The sequence below is a fragment of the Pseudomonas sp. LBUM1673 genome (assembly GCF_059695645.1).
This window is the reverse complement of record NZ_CP166780.1, coordinates 5,349,514-5,366,174: the sequence shown is the minus strand read 5'-3', so window position 1 is coordinate 5,366,174 and position 16,661 is coordinate 5,349,514. Positions and strand designations below refer to the sequence as shown.

Annotated in this window: 12 protein-coding genes; 9 read left to right on the top strand and 3 right to left on the bottom strand. The window is 57.5% G+C overall.

Translation table 11 applies throughout. The annotated features are described in order from the left end of the window. Window positions 1–509 precede the first annotated feature (509 nt). Together ACA044_RS24580 and ACA044_RS24575 are read left to right on the top strand one after the other, a co-directional pair. Window positions 510–740 (top strand): VF530 family protein, encoded by a 231-nt coding sequence (locus ACA044_RS24580; RefSeq protein WP_007941719.1) that lies wholly within the window; start codon window positions 510–512, stop codon window positions 738–740. Window positions 741–742: 2 nt separating this feature from the next. Beyond that, window positions 743–1,399, top strand: a complete 657-nt coding sequence (locus ACA044_RS24575) for a Pr6Pr family membrane protein (protein WP_497443671.1) — start codon at window positions 743–745, stop codon at window positions 1,397–1,399. Between the two features lie 184 nt (window positions 1,400–1,583). Here ACA044_RS24575 and ACA044_RS24570 read toward each other — a convergent pair whose 3' ends face one another. Both ACA044_RS24570 and ACA044_RS24565 read right to left on the bottom strand, forming a co-directional pair. Beyond that, on the bottom strand, window positions 1,584–2,375 hold the full coding sequence (locus ACA044_RS24570) for a siderophore-interacting protein (RefSeq protein WP_497443670.1): 792 nt from the start codon (window positions 2,373–2,375) through the stop codon (window positions 1,584–1,586). Next, on the bottom strand, window positions 2,372–2,953 hold the full coding sequence (locus ACA044_RS24565) for a PadR family transcriptional regulator (RefSeq protein WP_497443669.1): 582 nt from the start codon (window positions 2,951–2,953) through the stop codon (window positions 2,372–2,374). Before ACA044_RS24565 ends, ACA044_RS24570 begins: the two co-directional genes overlap by 4 nt. Window positions 2,954–3,583: 630 nt before the next feature. Here ACA044_RS24565 and ACA044_RS24560 point away from each other — a divergent pair. From ACA044_RS24560 to ACA044_RS24530, 7 genes are all read left to right on the top strand, one after another. After that, window positions 3,584–4,075 (top strand): CS1 type fimbrial major subunit, encoded by a 492-nt coding sequence (locus tag ACA044_RS24560; RefSeq protein ID WP_497443668.1) that lies wholly within the window; start codon window positions 3,584–3,586, stop codon window positions 4,073–4,075. Window positions 4,076–4,186: 111 nt separating this feature from the next. Next, window positions 4,187–6,712: a CS1-pili formation C-terminal domain-containing protein gene (locus tag ACA044_RS24555; protein WP_497443667.1), complete on the top strand. Its 2,526-nt coding sequence runs from the start codon at window positions 4,187–4,189 to the stop codon at window positions 6,710–6,712. 4 nt (window positions 6,713–6,716) lie between these two features. Next, window positions 6,717–7,937, top strand: coding sequence for a hypothetical protein (locus tag ACA044_RS24550; protein WP_497443666.1), 1,221 nt, complete (start codon window positions 6,717–6,719; stop codon window positions 7,935–7,937). Between the two features lie 44 nt (window positions 7,938–7,981). Beyond that, on the top strand, window positions 7,982–8,725 hold the full coding sequence (locus ACA044_RS24545) for a molecular chaperone (RefSeq protein WP_497447300.1): 744 nt from the start codon (window positions 7,982–7,984) through the stop codon (window positions 8,723–8,725). 258 nt (window positions 8,726–8,983) lie between these two features. After that, entirely contained in the window at window positions 8,984–9,484 is a 501-nt protein-coding gene (locus tag ACA044_RS24540; RefSeq protein WP_497443665.1) for a CS1 type fimbrial major subunit, read from the top strand. A 22-nt stretch (window positions 9,485–9,506) separates the two neighbouring features. Beyond that, the gene (locus ACA044_RS24535; protein WP_497447299.1) at window positions 9,507–10,013 is read left to right on the top strand and encodes a CS1 type fimbrial major subunit; all 507 of its coding nucleotides are present in this window, start codon (window positions 9,507–9,509) and stop codon (window positions 10,011–10,013) included. A gap of 58 nt (window positions 10,014–10,071) precedes the next feature. After that, complete coding sequence (locus tag ACA044_RS24530) at window positions 10,072–11,331, top strand: hypothetical protein (RefSeq protein WP_497443664.1); 1,260 nt, start codon at window positions 10,072–10,074, stop codon at window positions 11,329–11,331. Between the two features lie 94 nt (window positions 11,332–11,425). Here ACA044_RS24530 and ACA044_RS24525 read toward each other — a convergent pair whose 3' ends face one another. After that, the gene (locus ACA044_RS24525) at window positions 11,426–16,549 is read right to left on the bottom strand and encodes an NEL-type E3 ubiquitin ligase domain-containing protein (RefSeq protein WP_497443663.1); all 5,124 of its coding nucleotides are present in this window, start codon (window positions 16,547–16,549) and stop codon (window positions 11,426–11,428) included. Window positions 16,550–16,661 lie beyond the last annotated feature (112 nt).

Sequence of the window (16,661 nt, the reverse complement as noted above, 5' to 3'; positions counted from 1 at the left end):
GAGAATAAATTCTTGGTCTTTTTCTAAAGGGGGTGAACTGAACGCAGCAGGAATGACGCAAGGGTGAAGCGTTTCAGCTTGGGCGGGCGTAAGGATAATGTTCTGTTACACATAGAGAAAGGGCTTTTACTGACATGGATCATTTCGGATTGGGTAACAGTGCGCAGAAAAAGATCGTCCGAACGCTCGGGCCGCGTTAGCCCGATCTGTAGCAGCTGGCGAAGCCTGCGTTCGGCTGCGAAGCAGTCGTATAGTCAGTCATTGGGGTGCGTCAGGTACACCACGGCAGCCGGACTCACGACTGCTGCGCAGCCGAACGCAGCCTTCGGCAGCTGCTACAAAAAATGTGTCGCGGCTGAAATTGCTTAAGTGAACAGCATTGGGGCCGCGTTCGGACGATTTTTGCAAGGTCACCTACATTTAACACAGAGCAAACAGATAGCTTCCCCCCAACGAAGCCCTCGGCTAAGGTGCGCGGCTTCCAATCTCTCATCGCTCGAAGGCCCGGCATGACCGAACAGAACACCAACCCGCTGCATGGCGTGACGCTGGAACAGATCCTCAACGCGCTGGTTGAACACTACGAATGGTCGGGGCTGGCCGAGCGTATCGATATCCGCTGCTTCAAGAGCGACCCGAGCATCAAGTCGAGCCTGACATTCCTGCGCAAAACCCCGTGGGCGCGGGAGAAGGTCGAACGCCTGTACGTGAAGCTGATGCGCACCAAGCGCCCGGTCTGAGCATGGTCATACCCTCGACGCCAGGTTCTGCCGCGAGGCGTCGTTGTATTGCCGTGGCGGCGGTCCTGGGCTGGGCGGGACTGAGCATTCAGCTGTACCTGATTCTCTACTCACGCTGGAGTCTTGCGGCCAGTCTGCTGGGCGGGCTGGTGAGTTTTTTCAGCTTTTTTACTGTGCTGACCAATACGCTGGTGGCGGTGGTGCTGACCTGTGAACTGACGTCCCGCGAGTCGGCGGCGCGACGCTGGTTTCTACAACCGAGGGTGAGTAGCGCGATTGCGGTGAGCATCGTTGTGGTCGGTTTGACGTACAGCCTGTTGTTGCGCCATTTGTGGCATCCCGAAGGCTGGCAATGGCTGGCCGATGAGCTGATGCATGACGTCATGCCGCTGCTGTTTCTGGCTTATTGGTGGTTCTGTGTGCCCAAAGGGACGTTGCGGCTACGGCACATTGCGTTGTGGGTGATTTATCCGCTGGTGTACTTCGGCTATGCGTTATGGCGCGGGCATCTGCTGGCGGTTTATCCCTATCCGTTCATTGATGTCGACAAGTTGGGTTATCCACAGGTGTTTGTGAATGCCGGGGGATTGTTGGCTGGATTTGTGGTGATTGCGCTGGTGGTGATTGGGCTGGATCGGTGGCGCACGGATCGCAAGTGAACCCTGACTGTGGCGAGGGAGCTTTGTGGCGAGGGAGCTTGCTCCCGTTGGCTTGCGAAGCAAGCCCCAAACCCGGCTGACGCGATGTATCAGGCAAACCGCGCCAACCGGTTTTACGACTGCTTCGCAGCCGAACGGGAGCAAGCTGCCTCGCCACAAAAAGCATGCAACCACAGTGTTGCGGTTATTCCTCGTCACTGTCATCCAGCCGCCAGTAGCCGACGACCTTTACGAACTGTTCGTTCAAACCGTGCTCATCGAGCAATACCCGGCGGATCTGCCGCGACACTTTGGTCTCGGTCGCCACCCACGCATACAGATGGCCATCGGGCACCTTGATCTGCTGCACGGTGGTCAGCAGGTTGTTTCGGCCACCTTCGCGCAGCACCCAGATCACATCGACCTGCGCAGCGCTTTCCAGGCGTTGTTGTTCGGCGCCGTTCTCCACTTCCACGATGACCAACGCACGCCGATTGGCGGCCAGGCCTTCGAGACGGCGGGCGATGGCGGGCAGGGCGGTTTCGTCGCCGATCAGCAGGTAGCTGTCGAAGATATCCGGCACGATCATCGAGCCCCGAGGCCCGCCGATGTGCAGAAACTGGCCGGGTTTTGCCTGTTCCGCCCAGGTCGAAGCAGGACCATCGCCGTGCAGTACGAAGTCAATGTCCAGCTCCAGCGTATCCAGATCGTAACGACGTGGCGTGTAGTCGCGCATCGTGGGCATCGGCCCGTTGTCCTTGCCGGCACCGAGTACCAGGGTTTCCAGCTCCGCTTGTTCCGCTGCGTTTTGTGGGAACAGCAGTTTTACGTGGTCGTCGGTTCCAAGGCTGACGAAGCCCGCAAGCTCTGGACCACCCAGGGTAATCCTGCGCATACGCGGGGTCAGGTCGACCACCCGCAGCACTTGCAGGCGACGGCGTTTGATCTCATGGCTGACACGGTGAATGGAAGGGGATTGCACGATAACGTCGGTCATTCGGCTTTCTCCGAAGTGGGTTGAACGGCGGGGCCGTCGACGATGGCTTTGGCCGTGTTGTTGAGCAGGTCGCGCACTCGCAGGATTTCTTCCGGGCTCCAACGGCCGTGATGCATCTGCAAGGCATGACGCAAGTTGTGCACCGCTTCATGAATTTCGGCCGGGCGGTCATGGCCGCGCAATGAGCGCTTGCTGACCTCGATGCGCATGCGCACGCCGTCCAGGGCAATCGCTTGTTCGCTTAAAGACAGACGGCCGGCGTCGGTGATGCTGTAGCGTTTTTTCCCGCCCTCGGCGTCACCCAGGATCATTTCGCTTTCTTCAAGGAAGGTCAGGGTCGGGTAGATCACGCCAGGGCTGGGGCTGTAGGCACCGTCGAACATGCTTTCGATCTGGCGGATCAAGTCATAGCCGTGGCACGGCTGCTCGGCGATCAGCGCCAGCAGGAGCAGTTTCAAGTCGCCAGGGGCGAACACCCGCGGTCCGCGTCCACCGCGTTCGCGGCCAGGTCCCGGGCGTTTTTCGAAGCCGTCGCGGCCGTCGCCGGGCTCGCGATGGGGGGAATGATGGTCTCTCATTTTTTGCTATCTCTCGTCGTGTTTAGATACAACTTAAGATATATCTTAAGGCGCAGGCAAGGCGTTTTTTCAGAGATCCTTATCACAGCTGACGAGCGGTGGACGGGTAGAGCGATGCCAGATCTGTGGGAGCGGGCTTGCTCGCGAAGGCGGTGTGTCATTCAACATTGATGCTGGCTGACCCGACGCCTTCGCGAGCAAGCCCGCACCCACAGGGATTTCGCTTAACGGACTGGCATTAGGCCGGCCGGCTGACTTTTTGCTCGGGAAGGAATAACCGGGAGGTTAAAGCTATTGCTCTATTAATAATTGAGCTTATATTCTAAAAAGGCCTGAAGTCCCGTGTTTGTATAGTTGAAGTCGCTGTATGGTTTTTTCAATAAAACTGTATGTAGGGCATAACTTACAGTTACTGTTTTGTATTTTGATTTTTTGATTTTTTGTTCTTTTTTCTTTCCAGTCATGAGGTCGTTTAACTACGCAGTCATAGGAAGTTACTTGCTTACTTTCCAGAGCGAACAGCAGATCATGCCCCGGCGTTGAAAGTTCAAATCAACACGACCCACAAAAGGTATGCGTTGTTTGAACTTTCAATGGACCGATCTCTATCAAGAAAACAGGTACTGAACGATGTTCAAGAAATTCGCAATCGCTGCCCCACTGGCTGTTCTGGCGCTGGGTTCCTCCATGGCATTCGCCGCGGGTGAAGCGCGTCACTCCATCAACCTCATCGCCCACGTGCCGACCAACGGTTTCTATGTGGTGCCGACTGACCCTGACCTGGTCAACAGGGATCAGGACATGAGCTTTCAGCCGGGCACCGGCAAAATGGGAGAGGTTAATGGGTTCTTCGATGTGCGCAACAACAACGGTTCGGTTCATGCCAGCCTGGAAAGCGCGCCAAGACTGATCTCCGGCTCCGATACCATTGATTTGAAAGTCGAGCTCAATAGCAGGGAACTGACGCTGACTCCGCAGTTGGTTGTGGGTGAGGCGGAGTCCGACGTGAACTATCGTGCGCCGCTGAAAATCAGTGCAGTGGGTTCAAGCTTCAATCCGGGCGATTACACCGGTGTCGTGGCAATGACCTTCGACGCCGTGCCTCCGGTCAGTACCCCTTGATCGAGCGATCAGGCAGTAAGCGCTAACTTTCAAAGTAGCGTTACCCGGCGGGGCAAACAGTATTGTTTGCCCCGTCGGACTTCAACTTGTTCGTAATCAGAGTACGTGTTCATGTTCCCGATGACACCCATCGCGGCTGCGCTTGCGCTGTTGTTTTGTGCCAGTGCGGCGGCGGCCCCTGTTTCTTCCGCGGGTACGACACCGCGAAGTTTGTTGGCACAGGCCAAAGGCCTGCCGGCGGATTTCGAAGAGCATTTCTTTGATGTGCCTCTGGCTGTTCGGGTGGAACTCGATCAACAGCCCCTGGGGGAGGCTATGGTGGTGTTGTCTCGCGATGATCGCATCACCCTGCTCGAATTCACCGACACCAGCGAAAACCGCTTCGGCCCCGCTGAGCGGGAAAAATGGGCGAGTTATCTCAAACCGGGTGTGCCGCTGGGCAATTGCACCGGCCAATGTCCGGATCAAGTGCTGGCCGTGCATTACAACCTGGAAAACTCGTTGGTATCGATCCTCACCGAAAACGCTGAGCGCGATGTTGAAGCCAAGCGTTACTACGAGCAGCCCGATGGCGGTAGCAGCGGTCTGATGGTGCGCAACCAGCTCAATCTCAACGGCGGCCAGGATCAGGACCTGGGCGGGCGCTTTGGGCTTGAAGCCAGCGCCAGCCTGGGCAACTGGAGCCAGACGTTCAACATGCAACTGGCCCGCCTTGGCGGCGAGGACGACAAGCTTTACCACGCGGTCCATGAGCTTTACACCCAGCGCGAACTGCAAGGCAGTTTCGTTCGTCTGGGCTATTTCACCCCCAATTCCGAAGGGCTGACCCGCCAACCGCGTACGTTTGGCACCAGCCCCGACACGGCCGTCGGCGTCATGTACGGCAGCTCCGACAGCCTGGCCATCAACAGCGCCATGCCCAGCGTCTATCCGATCTACGTCACGGCCAATCGCCAGGGGTCGGTGGAGATCTATCGCGACGGTCTGTTGATCAACACCCAATCGGTGCCCGCCGGTTTGCAGACCCTCGACACCCGCCCGCTGCCGGGCGGCATTTATGAGGTGGAAGTGCGCCTGATCGAAGACGGTCAGATCACCTCCACCACCCAAGAGCTGGTGTACAAGCCCAACAACTGGCGCAACCTTGACGAACGTTGGCGCTACAACCTATTTGCCGGGGAAGAAAGCAAACTGCTCAGTAACTGGGACCAGCAGTCCAGCGGCAATCCGACAGCTGGGGCCTCGGTCAACTACCTGATGCACCCGCGGGTGATCCTCGGGCTGTCGGCGCGCCAGATTCGCGAAAAACTGCAATACGGCAGCTCCATCGACTGGACTCTGGCCAATCACATCAGCCTGTATGCCAACGTTTACCAGACGCAGGATCATGGCACTGGCCTGGATGTGCAAAGCCTCTATAACTATGGCGCCGGCAGCCTGGTGATCAGCCATAACCGCAGCTGGCTCGATACCACCAACACCTACGAAACCCTGCCGGACGGCACCCGGGTGCGCCAGCGCAATGTATTCGTCGGCCAGACCAGCAACTCGTCCCTGGCGCTCAACCATCGGGTCAGCAGCAAAAGTTCGATCAATGCCCGGGTGTCGCACAGCGAGGGTAACGTCGAAGGCGTTGGCCTGGATCTGGGCTGGAACCAGCGCACCGTGCTGTTTGGCAGTGATGCCAGCTGGCGGCTGTCGCTGTTCGATCGGCCCGGCAGTTTCAGCAGTGGCGATGCGCGTAATCGCGGTGTTGACCTGAGTATCAATCTGGCATTGGGCGCGCCCGGCCAGCAGTTCACCGGCAGCATCGGTTCGCGCACGGCCCGTGATGGCAGTCGCGACAACAACGCCTCCCTCGGCTGGCGCAAGGATCTGAAAGATCATGTGCTGCAAAGCGTCTCGGTGACCGCACTCACCGACACCTACGGCGTTGGCATGTCCAGCCTGGCGAACTTTCGCACCGGCGCCATCAATGGCGATGGCTTTGTTCAGCGTTCGTCCTACAACGGCAACTTTACCGGCGGCCTGAACGTGGACAGCACGCTGGTCGTCGGCGGTCAGCAAATGGTACTGACCAGCCAGCATGAGATGCGCGGCGCGGGGCTGATCGTCGACGTGGAGTCGGACATCGATGACATCGCCTTGCGTGCAGACGATTTCAGTGGCGGCAGCGCGCCATTGAAACCGGGCCGCAACTTCATCCCGATTACTGCGTATCAAAACAGCTCGGTGAGTTTCGACTTCGAAGGCAATCACGTGCCGGCGGCCACCATCGAGCCGGCGCGCACCCGTTATCACCTGAACAAGGGCGGGGTGGATTACCGCAAGGTGCGAGTGATGAAAACCCTGACGGTGCTCGGTCGACTGGTCGATGCGCAAGGGCAGCCGCTCAAGGGCCATCACGTGATTAACCACGCCAGTCGCGGGGTGACGGAAGTCGACGGTTTCTTCTCGATGGAAATGAACGCGGGTTCTCCGACCCTGGAAGTGCGTCAGGGCAACCAGTTGCTGTGCCAGTTCCGCCTTGATGCGAGTCGTCATCGCAGTGAAAACAACGTGTTGATGATCGGTGATCTGCGCTGCACGCCGGACACCCTGGCCGACGTCACGTCCACCGAACAGAAGGCGGGTTGAATTCATGAAAATGTCTGCGTGTTGCCTGGGGTTGTTGGCGGCGCTGAGTGTGCCTTCGGCAGAAGCGGCGATTCAGGAAATCAGGGCGCTGTTCCAGCCTGATTCATCCCAGCCGAATAAAAATGTATTTCTCAACCAAACTCAGAACAGTGGTTATTGCGCGAACTATCCGGCTGAGTGTACTGGCAACAATATGTTCAGTATCCAGTTGCCGGTTCGGTTCAATTCCAGTCGCGCCATCGTGCTCGGCGAAGGTATCCCGTTGAAGGTACCGGCCAACTGGCGGCAGCTGACGGTCACCAATATGGAGACACAGGAAGCTGAAACCGTCGAAGTGCGCATCATCGGCATTGGCTCCAACTTCATCCTGAGCGATTCGGCAGCCAATCTGGTGGGCGTAACGGACAACCTTGAAGGCCATCAGAAACTTTGGACCAGCAGCAGCTGGGTAAATGCGCCAGCGCCCTGTCAGTACAGCGGTGTAGGTATATACGGGACCCATAGCTACCGGTTTTTCTGGAAAGCGCCAGTGGAGGCGCCCTGTGTGAAGGTGGCCGCTTTCAGCATCCCATCCATGTACTTCGACACGCTCGACTTTGCCTATGAGCTACGAACGCCCAACCCCTTGGGCATGTCGAGCGGGCTCTACACCGGTCAGTTGTCCTACACCATGGGCCCAGGCGCCGATTTCGATCTGGGGCCGGTGATGATTCCAGATGACGGCAGTCTGACCCTGGATTTCGTACTGGACGTGCAACACACCCTCAAGGTCGATCTGCCACCGGGCGGCAACAAGGTCGCGCTGGAGCCCGAGGGGGGGTGGCAACGCTGGATTGACGGAGGTCGCAAGCCCACCAAAATCTACCGTGATCAACTCTTCTACATCTCCGCGTCGTCGCGCTTCAAAGTCATGATGCTGTGCAATTCATACGGCGGTTCGCGATGCCGGCTTGGCAGTCCGAAAGGTAACACCACCGAGGTGGAAACCTACCTCACGTTGCCCGCTGGTATCACCAGTGCCGGTGCCGGCGGCGGGCCGGTCAAGCTGCACAGGCTGCAATACAACACCTGGTTAGGCCCCTACCAGCCTGGCATTTATGTGGATCGAAAAGCGGGCTCGCTACGTTTCGAGATGCCCAGGGACGCCATCGACTTTCTGCTGCGTCCCGGCTTCAGTGACACGCTCAGCGGCAACATCACGATTATCTGGGACTCGGAAGTTTGACCGTCCCGGCCTGGCCACTTTTTATTCTGATGGGATTGAAGATGATGAAGCGTGTGTTTTTGCTGTGGGTGCTCAGTGTGTTTTGTGTGACGGCACAGGCGGGACCGCAGATCAATGTTGGCACTGTGTATGACTATCTGGATGCCGATAAAAGTACCTACCTCAAACGGGTATTCAACAGCGGCGACAGCACCGCTTTCGTCAAGGTCAACGTGCTGGAAATTGTCTACGACGCCGACGGTACGCCCCGGGAGATTCCGGTCGAAACCGCCGCCGACGGCGCCTCGCGCAATGGCGTGATGGCCAGCCCGGCGCGGCTGATCGTGCCGGCCCAGGGCATGCAGGGCACTCGCTTGTTGTATATGGGGGAGCGTGACAGCGAACGCTACTTCCGTGTGCGTTTCGTGCCGGTGGTGCCGGAAAAGGAAGATGACTTCGTGGTCAGCGGTGAAGAGCGCGAAGACTACAAAAAGGCCCTGTCGGCCGGGGTCAACGTGATGACCGGGTTTGGCACGATTTTCTTCGTGCGGCCGAAAGATGCCCGTTTCGAGACCGCCATCAATGAAACCGGCAGCCGCTACGAACTGCGCAACAACGGCAACACGGTGGTCATCGTCGATGAGTTCAAAAGCTGCTCATTGACCAGCGAAACCGACTGTGGAGCGACCACTAAACATCATGTGCTGGCGGGCAAGACGTTCGGCTTCGACAAGGAAAAGGGGCGTGAATACCGGTTCATCCTGATCGAAGGCGACACTAAAAAAGCCCTGAAGATCGCCAGCCGCTAGGCCTGATGCCAGCCAGGCCGTAATGCGATCTGTAGCAGCTGCCGAGCCCGCGAGGCTGCGTTCGGCTGCGTAGCAGTCGTGAGTCCGGCTGACGCGGTCTGCCTGACGTACCGCAATGACTGATTTTACGACTGCTTCGCAGCCGAACGCAGCCTCGCGGGCTCGGCAGCTGCTACGAAGAGTGTCGAGGCTGAAATTGCTTAACTAACTGGCATTAGCCGACAGGCCGGCTTTCATTTGACGCAACGGGTATCAAACATGATCAAGCAATGCGCCGTCTTCGCCCTGATGGCAATGACCGTACTGATGAACTCCTTGGCATGGGCGGCTCGGGAAGAGCACACCTTCGAGGTGACGCTGACCGTTCCGAGCCGCTCGTTCTATCTGATCCCGGCGGAGCCTGACTGGATTCATCGCCCGCAACAGCTCCACTGGGATTACCCCACATCGACCCTGAGCAGTGTGCGCAAGAATTTCGATGTGCGGCATGACACCAGTGCGATTGAAGCGCGTCTTGAAAGCGTGCCGTACCTGTCGAACGGCAAGCCGGGCGACGACATTGCGCTGCGGGTCAGTTTCAACGGTGTGGAGTTGAGCCCGGACCTGCACCCGCTACAAGTGTTGTCGCAGGAGGAAGCGGCGACGGGTAAGCGGGTGTTACTGGAGATCGATCCGGTGAAACCGGCCGGGGGGTACCGTCCCGGGGAATACAGCGGCAACGTACTGCTGTTGTTCAGTGCCAGGGCGCCGGGGGCGTGAACTGAAGCAAGAGGTAGTGATGATGTTAAAAAAAACGACTTTGGTTTTGATCCTGGCCATGGCCATGGCCGTGTGGGCATGCGCGCCGGCGTTTGGCGCCAGGGAGGCGCACCGTTTCGAAGTATTCGTGACGATTCCCACCTTGGCGTTCTACGTAATCCCGGCAGACCCGGGCTGGATTCATCGGGAGCAGCCGTTGCCGTGGAATCTATCGACGTCGACATTGGGCGGCTTGCGCAAGTATTTCGATGTCAAGAACGAGGCCGGCTCGATCGAGGCCCGGCTGGATGGGCGGCCTTACCTGTCCAACGGGACCGACGCCGATAACATTGGCTTGCGTGTCCTGTTCAACGGCAAGTTGCTGAGTGAGCACGAGAACAGTGAAGTGGTTTCCATGGCCGAAGCCGGCACGGGTAAACGTGTTGTGCTGGAGATCTTGCCGGTGCCACCTGCTGATGGGGTTTACAAGCCCGGTGATTACTTCGGCAACGTCAACATGATTTTCAACGCGGTAGCGCCGGGCGCCTGAGGCCGAAGGTCATCGGGCTTCGGATGTTCAGACGCAGCTTTTGAAGGAATAGAAGAACATGGGTTTTTCATACAGACAATGCCACAAGCGGCGCAATGGCTGGCTATGCATCGGTTTGCTGTTCGCCATGGTCGCCGTTCCTGCATGGGCAGAAGTGCATAACATCGAAGCGACGTTCCAGCCGGATACGGCGAATCCGCAGAAAAACCAGTTCAAGAACCAGACGCCGTCCGAAGGTTTTTGTCGTCAGTTGCCGCAAGTCTGTGAACCCCTGGGGTTGTTCAGCCTGATCGCCTCTATTCCGTTCACCGCCAATGCGCCGATTCTGGCCAATCATGCAGATCCGCGTCAGGGCGGGATGGCCAAAGTGCCTTCCGACTGGCGGGACGTTACGGTCACCCATGCCTCGGGTGATACACAAATTGTCCAGTTAAGGATTGCGGGTATTGGTCATGAAACGGCGCTTCCCCTGTCGGTGGTCGAGTTGACCGGAGGGGGATGGTGGGATGATCTATGGGAAGGAGGCAGGTGGGTGTACGCTCCGACGCCGTGCCAAGGGGTAGGTTTGGCTACGGCTGGACCCCATGGCTACAACAGCTTCTGGAGAGTCCCTGAAGGGGCTGGGGTTTGCAGCAAGCAGGCGAAATTCGATATCCCCCTCGCCATGCGTTACCAATTCTTCGTTTACGCGTACGAACTGCGCACCCCTGATCCGCTGAAAATGATTTCGGGTGAATACAGCGGCTCTGTTACGTATACAGTCGGTCCGGGCCAGGATTTCGACATGGGCGATGTCATGATTCCGGCAGACCCGCTGTTGACCCTCAATTTTTTTCTGGATGTGCAGCACACCCTGAAAGTCGATATTCCCCCAGGTGGCGATCGCGTCGAACTGGTGCCGCAGGGTGGCTGGCAATCCTGGCTGACCCAGGGGCGCAAACCGACACGCTTGTTCCGCGATCAGACGTTCAATATTTCAGCGTCGAGTCGTTTCAAGATGAACCTGGAATGCCAGTACGGCAACGGCAACGCCTGTGCATTGTGGGAGCCAACCGCTGGCCACTCGGTGCCGCTCGATGTCAGCGTCACCTTGCCTAACGGGCTGACGGACGCGGCTGGGCAGCCGGTGAGTCGTCGTCCTCTGCTGCGCGATGGCGCAGGCACCGAGTTGTTCCAGCCTGGTTTTTACCTGGAACGTAAACCCGGCACCCTGCATTTCGAAGTGGCCCGCGATCAGGTCGAGGAAATGCTCAAGCCGGGCATCTCCCGAAACTATTCAGGCCATGTCACCGTCATCTGGGATTCGGAAGTGGGCTGAACGAAGTACCCCGGATGAAAAAGCCAGCCCGGAGTGGATGACACTCAGGGCTGGCCTGCGGTCAAGCGTTTGCACCCATGGTGCATTGCATGGTTTAAAGTCCGGCGTTTGCCAACGCTTTACGGGTCAGTGTTCTGGCCAATTCGTTTCGTTCTTCGGCCATCTCTGACAGCATCCGATTATAAAACTGCGTGGTCATTTCCCTTCCAGTGAACACTTGGGCGTGCGGAACATTCAGCTGGTTGGCCAGACTTTCCACCCTTCCTTTGCGCGAGGAGCGTTGCGCCGGAGTCTGGGCGTTCGCCCAGTTGTTTTGGGCGGTGCGCAGATCTTCGAGCAGAGCATGTTTGGTCGCGAGACGGCGATCACTCGCATCGAACTTGTCCGGTTGGGTTTTGCGCAAGTGTTTTTCCCAAAACGGGTTCTCGAATAAATCGATCATCCCGTCGACCAATCCGTCACCTTTTTCGACTGCAATGACCTTATCGTACGCGGCGTTAATCTTGGCGGCGTCCACGTCTGCTCTCGTCCGATACAGCATGCCTTCAGATTGCCAAGGCAAATCCAGTCGCTTGGCCAGCCCGGTCTCGTACGCCAGGTGCACTTCCACAGGGTCCGGAGCGTCGAATTTTTCCGGGTTGCTTTTGAGTCTGTTTTCCTGACTCTTAACCTCTGCTCCGGCAATTTCGTTTATGTTTTCCAGGCGAGCGGCGCTCCTGGCCAGTTTGACAAGCTTGTTTTCAAGCGCCGCGCCAGTTGTCGATTCGGCACGCGCCTGCGACACCAGCACTTTTATTCCCATGTTATTGAACAGTTGTGCCCCGGCATCCCCGCAGGTTTCAGGTTGTTTGGCCTGTTTGAACAGTTCCTCGCGCAGATCGGTGTCCAGCGCGACGGCATCGATCATTTGCCAGACCCGCCGGGTGAGTTGTTTGCGTGAGTGATCATTTCGGTAATCCTGGCCGGCTCTCTGCTTGCGGATGACTTTGAAAAAATCGGTGGAGTCGGGCTCCGCCATCACATCGTGCCAGCTCTCCTCTCTATAGGTCCCGATCCCCGCCGATTGACTATAAATTTCTGAGTCCGGTAACGACAGCCAATGAGATAACTCATCGTCCGCAGCCCGCTCATAGACTTGTTCACGGGCTAAGCCTACGGACTCGCGGTAGTCTCCAAAATGGACTCGATCAACATCGGAAAGCTTCGTTGCGTCAAGTCGTGTGCGTGCCACGAGAAATGCATGATCGGAGCCAGGCACGACATCGGGTACGTTCGTGATCGGACATTTCCGTAGATCGAGAGAAAAAACGCGCGGGCGATGTTTCTCGAAAACCCCCTCCTTGAAAAGACCTTCCGGCCAGGTGTCGATGCCGGTGTTTTTCAGACTCAGTACCCTCAGTCTGGGCATGTGACCGACATCCGGGGGCTGCCTGAGCGGATTGTTATCGAGCCTTAGCGTTTCCAGGCGCGTGAGCTCTCTCAACGACTTGGCAGCGTCAGCAGTCAATTGAATTCTGTTGTCTGTCAGGCGCAAGGTTTCGAGCAGACGCATCGTGCCGACACTGGGCGGCAGCTCGGTCAGGCCGCTATGGCGGGCGCTCAAATGACGAACATTGGGGAAATCGCTCAACAGACCTTTGGCGTCAGGAGAAAAACGAGCGTTGTCCACGTTCAGCACGGTCACCTGGTCGAGGAATTTTTTGATATTGGGTTGCTCACGCAGATCCTTCCACCAACGATCGAGTTTCGGGCCCATGAAGTCGGAGGACAAGTCCAGCGTATAGCCGCCTTCCGGGTGACTGCTGCGCTCACCGAAGGCCTCGCTTTTGCGTTCAAAGCATTCAAGGAGCCGTTCCTGAATGTGACTTCCGCCTTTTCGCTTGAAATCATCGAACTTTTTGACAGAGCCGACTACATCCGAGTCCACGTGGGGCTGTTGTTTTTGCTGCCAGATATCCAGTGTGCTGCGTAACTCGCCGAGTTCGTCCCTGAGCCGGTCGATGGCCTGGTCGGGATCACCCTTGGCGCGCAATGCCTCAACGAAGGCTCTCACCTCTTGTTCGTTCAATTTCGGATAGAGGTTCCTGACCCTTTTTTCCGGGGTGTTTGCGAATATGGACAGCCTCGGCCCGCGCACCAGGTTGACGGTTTCAATGTTGGCAACCAGGCGAATGGGTGGTTCTGCCAGCAATGTGCGGCGTTCGACAGCAGGCGCGCATTTCTCCATGATCCACACTTTGAGCAGACGGCCCTGACCCCGTTGGTAGCCCAATGCCGCGCGTTTGTCGTCAGGCAGGGCGCGCAGAATCGATTCGTAGAAATTACCGGCGTCATGCAGTTTCTTGTTGGCCCCGTCGAGAACCTCGTACTGGCCATGTTCGTCTCTGATCAGGCGCCGGACTGTCGTGGCGTCATCCGGGCCGATGCTGCACCGCAGTGTGCCGTCATAGGTGCCGTCCAGCACCTCGAAGCGCAAATCGCCGAAGCCATCGGTATTGAACTTGAGCGTGTTAAGCGCCAGCCGTTCGGTATCCGGTACCACCAGCTCATCCCGATAAAAGCCGTCATAGGCGCGAGCAGTACTGGCCTCGAAATTCAGTTCACGCGCCTGGGTTTTCAGGCGTAGCGGCACGCGATTTTCATCAGTCATTCGCTGAAGTTCGGCTGCCTTGGCGTGAGACAGGAGTTTTTCTGTGAGGGTGAGCGGCATGTCCGGGAACGTTTGCTTCAGCAAGCGGACATCCGCCTTGTTCGAGCTTTCTTCAGCCTGATACAGACGTATGGATAACTCACCCTGACGCCCGTCGACGGCGTCCGCGAGTAGATTGCGCAACGCCTGGGTGCGTTCGGCGCTCGGCATGTCGCGACCGAGCAGAGCCCTTGGCTCGGTCTCATTCAGAAAGCCTACGACGCGTTCGGGCAGTTTGCCGGACGTGAGATCAGCGAGACTCATGCTCAGAGTATTGGCATCCGTTGCGTTGGCATTGCCGTACTTGCGCGAATAGCCCGTCAGGTCGGCATTTTCATACACCCTCAGTGCCCGCTCTGACGGCCATCCTGGCAGGCCCGTCACCATCGGTTCAAACCAGACAGACGCCGGATCGATCGGTCGCCCGCCACGGATATTCGCACTCGCTATCTGCACTTCGTCATACGCACTGAAGCGCTTGATGGTGTCGGCCAGCACCGGCGGCGGTGGACTGTTGTCGACATGCATCCGACGCAGCTCATTGTCGTCAGTGCCGCTGCTGATGCGGATCTGCTCCAGTTCTGTTGGCGAAAAGCGATCGACGCTGTGGCCGAGGCGGCGCATCAATGTTTCACCTTCCCAGTTTTGCGGGTTCTCCGCCTCGTGTACCCAGGCGCCATGGCCGTTATGTTCCATCTTGGGCGAGTAGGCATTGGGGCGGGTGGGGTGCTTGACACGGTGAGTCCTGGATGTCGGCTCTTTCGATGCTTTCTCTACGAAGTAGAGCTTGCCTTCCAGCGGCAGGATGTCCTGATTGGCATGTCGATGCAGGCCGTGCTCGTCGGGTTTCGAGTCGGTAGACAGGGTGAGATTCTTTTGCTCGTAAGGTTCGAGGTCGGGATGCCACAGCGATTGTTTGCCATCGGGCAACTTGACGGGTTTCATGCCCTCGACCAGCGGCGACAGTTTGAGCCGAAAAGCGTTGCCGATTTCAGCTCCCGCCCCAAATGCCGCCAGTTGAATGACATCCGTCACCACGCTGATCACATGTTCGGCCGCTTCAAGGCCGAGGCCTTCGGCCAGATCGACGAGCCCTTCGATGACATCGGTGGTCAGTTGGTAAACGGTGTAGGTCATCATGAGTTCGCCCAGCCCCGGCACGAACGGTGTAGCGATCAACAGGGCGACGTTGAAAATGTCGGAGACGATTTTCTTGAAGTTGTCCCACCAGGCCCAGCGGGCTTTGCTGTCTGTGTCGGCGGTGGATACTGCAATTTCACGGGCGTCGTTGAGGATCTTGTTCAGCTTTTGCTGGTAGGCATGCCTCCAGTAATCCCGAGGTAGCGGCAAATGCTCGATTTGCAATCGGGGTCGAAGCACGGGTTCCTTGCGCCACGCGGGACGCTGGTCTGTCGGATCCTCTTTCGTGTGCCATTTGACGGTGAAGAGACGTTGCTCCAGGTTGGCGAAGAAGTGCCCGCGCTGCTGCTGATCGACGAACTGGCTGAAGAATTGTCGATAGCTCAGCTGCGATGATGCGCCGATTCTGTCTTCGCGCAATTGGCGCACCAGCTCATTGGAGAAAGCCTCTGTGGATTCGTACTCCTTGAGCGGGTGATCAGGGTCGTGGGGGACGTACGCAATGAGCCGTCGAATACCACGGCTACCCCGCACGGCATGAATCAACAGCACAATGCCGGTCAGACGGGTGTCCATCATGGACAAGTCGCAGCACAGCATCTGTTTCCCATTGAGCAGCAGTTGAGGTTTGTCCTGTGCCAGATCCAGCATCAGCTTGTAGACATCGTACTGGATATCCCCTGTCGTCAAGGCCAGCTGAGCGGCAACGGTGAGTGCGTCTTTCTGACTTTCGGTCACTTTGTACTTCATGACGGCTTCAGCTACGGGTTCGCCGGGAAGCAGATAGCGTTCAAGATGTTTTTTGTAAAGCGCGCCAATATCCAGTTCCCGGCAAAGCGCCTGGAACTGCCTGATGGTCATTTTGCGTTTGATCGGTAATACATCGAAGTGCCCGTGTTTGTCAGGTTTAGTAATGAACTGCGAGCTGGCATCGACCGTTTCGGCTCGTGCGAAGTTGTGTAGCGCTGCATCCAGCAGGGAGACGGTTCGGGCAGTGACGCCGCCAGAGAGGTCAATCACGTACCAGGGCTGATCCTTGGGCATGTACAGGCGCAGGTAAGTCGTCTTGACGTCATTCTCGATTCCGTAGCGTTCCTTGAGCTTCGCCTGGAGCAGGGGCGCGGCAAACGAGTGGACGTCCTGCAGTTTTTCGAACAGTTGGTCGACCTGGTTCTGCGAGCCCCATGCCTTGAGGTTGGCGGCTTTGAGCATGTCGTGATGGGGGGCGAGCGCCGTGGTGTACCAGGGCTCAATCTCCAATGGCGTGGCCGCCAGTGCCAGGCCTCTGCTGACGGTGGCGGTTTTGAAATTGTCGCTGATGGTGTTCTTGATGAACTCGTAGTGCCGGCCTTTATTCGTGTTTTTGGCAGGCGTGTGGGCGTCAGACATGGCAATCATCCTTGATTGTTTTAAGAATGATCAGCCTATCTGTTGGGGCTCAAAACAAAAGTCTAAACATCGGTGCTCAAACAGCGCTTCTTGCCGCTAAACCGTTGAAAAT

Bases quoted from the DNA above. Each gene is read 5' to 3' on its own strand.
- ACA044_RS24580 (WP_007941719.1), top strand. From the start codon at position 510: ATGACCGAACAGAACACCAACCCGCTGCATGGCGTGACGCTGGAACAG.
- ACA044_RS24575 (WP_497443671.1), top strand. From the start codon at position 743: ATGGTCATACCCTCGACGCCAGGTTCTGCCGCGAGGCGTCGTTGTATT.
- ACA044_RS24570 (WP_497443670.1), bottom strand. From the start codon at position 2,375: ATGACCGACGTTATCGTGCAATCCCCTTCCATTCACCGTGTCAGCCAT.
- ACA044_RS24565 (WP_497443669.1), bottom strand. From the start codon at position 2,953: ATGAGAGACCATCATTCCCCCCATCGCGAGCCCGGCGACGGCCGCGAC.
- ACA044_RS24560 (WP_497443668.1), top strand. From the start codon at position 3,584: ATGTTCAAGAAATTCGCAATCGCTGCCCCACTGGCTGTTCTGGCGCTG.
- ACA044_RS24555 (WP_497443667.1), top strand. From the start codon at position 4,187: ATGTTCCCGATGACACCCATCGCGGCTGCGCTTGCGCTGTTGTTTTGT.
- ACA044_RS24550 (WP_497443666.1), top strand. From the start codon at position 6,717: ATGAAAATGTCTGCGTGTTGCCTGGGGTTGTTGGCGGCGCTGAGTGTG.
- ACA044_RS24545 (WP_497447300.1), top strand. From the start codon at position 7,982: ATGAAGCGTGTGTTTTTGCTGTGGGTGCTCAGTGTGTTTTGTGTGACG.
- ACA044_RS24540 (WP_497443665.1), top strand. From the start codon at position 8,984: ATGATCAAGCAATGCGCCGTCTTCGCCCTGATGGCAATGACCGTACTG.
- ACA044_RS24535 (WP_497447299.1), top strand. From the start codon at position 9,507: ATGTTAAAAAAAACGACTTTGGTTTTGATCCTGGCCATGGCCATGGCC.
- ACA044_RS24530 (WP_497443664.1), top strand. From the start codon at position 10,072: ATGGGTTTTTCATACAGACAATGCCACAAGCGGCGCAATGGCTGGCTA.
- ACA044_RS24525 (WP_497443663.1), bottom strand. From the start codon at position 16,549: ATGTCTGACGCCCACACGCCTGCCAAAAACACGAATAAAGGCCGGCAC.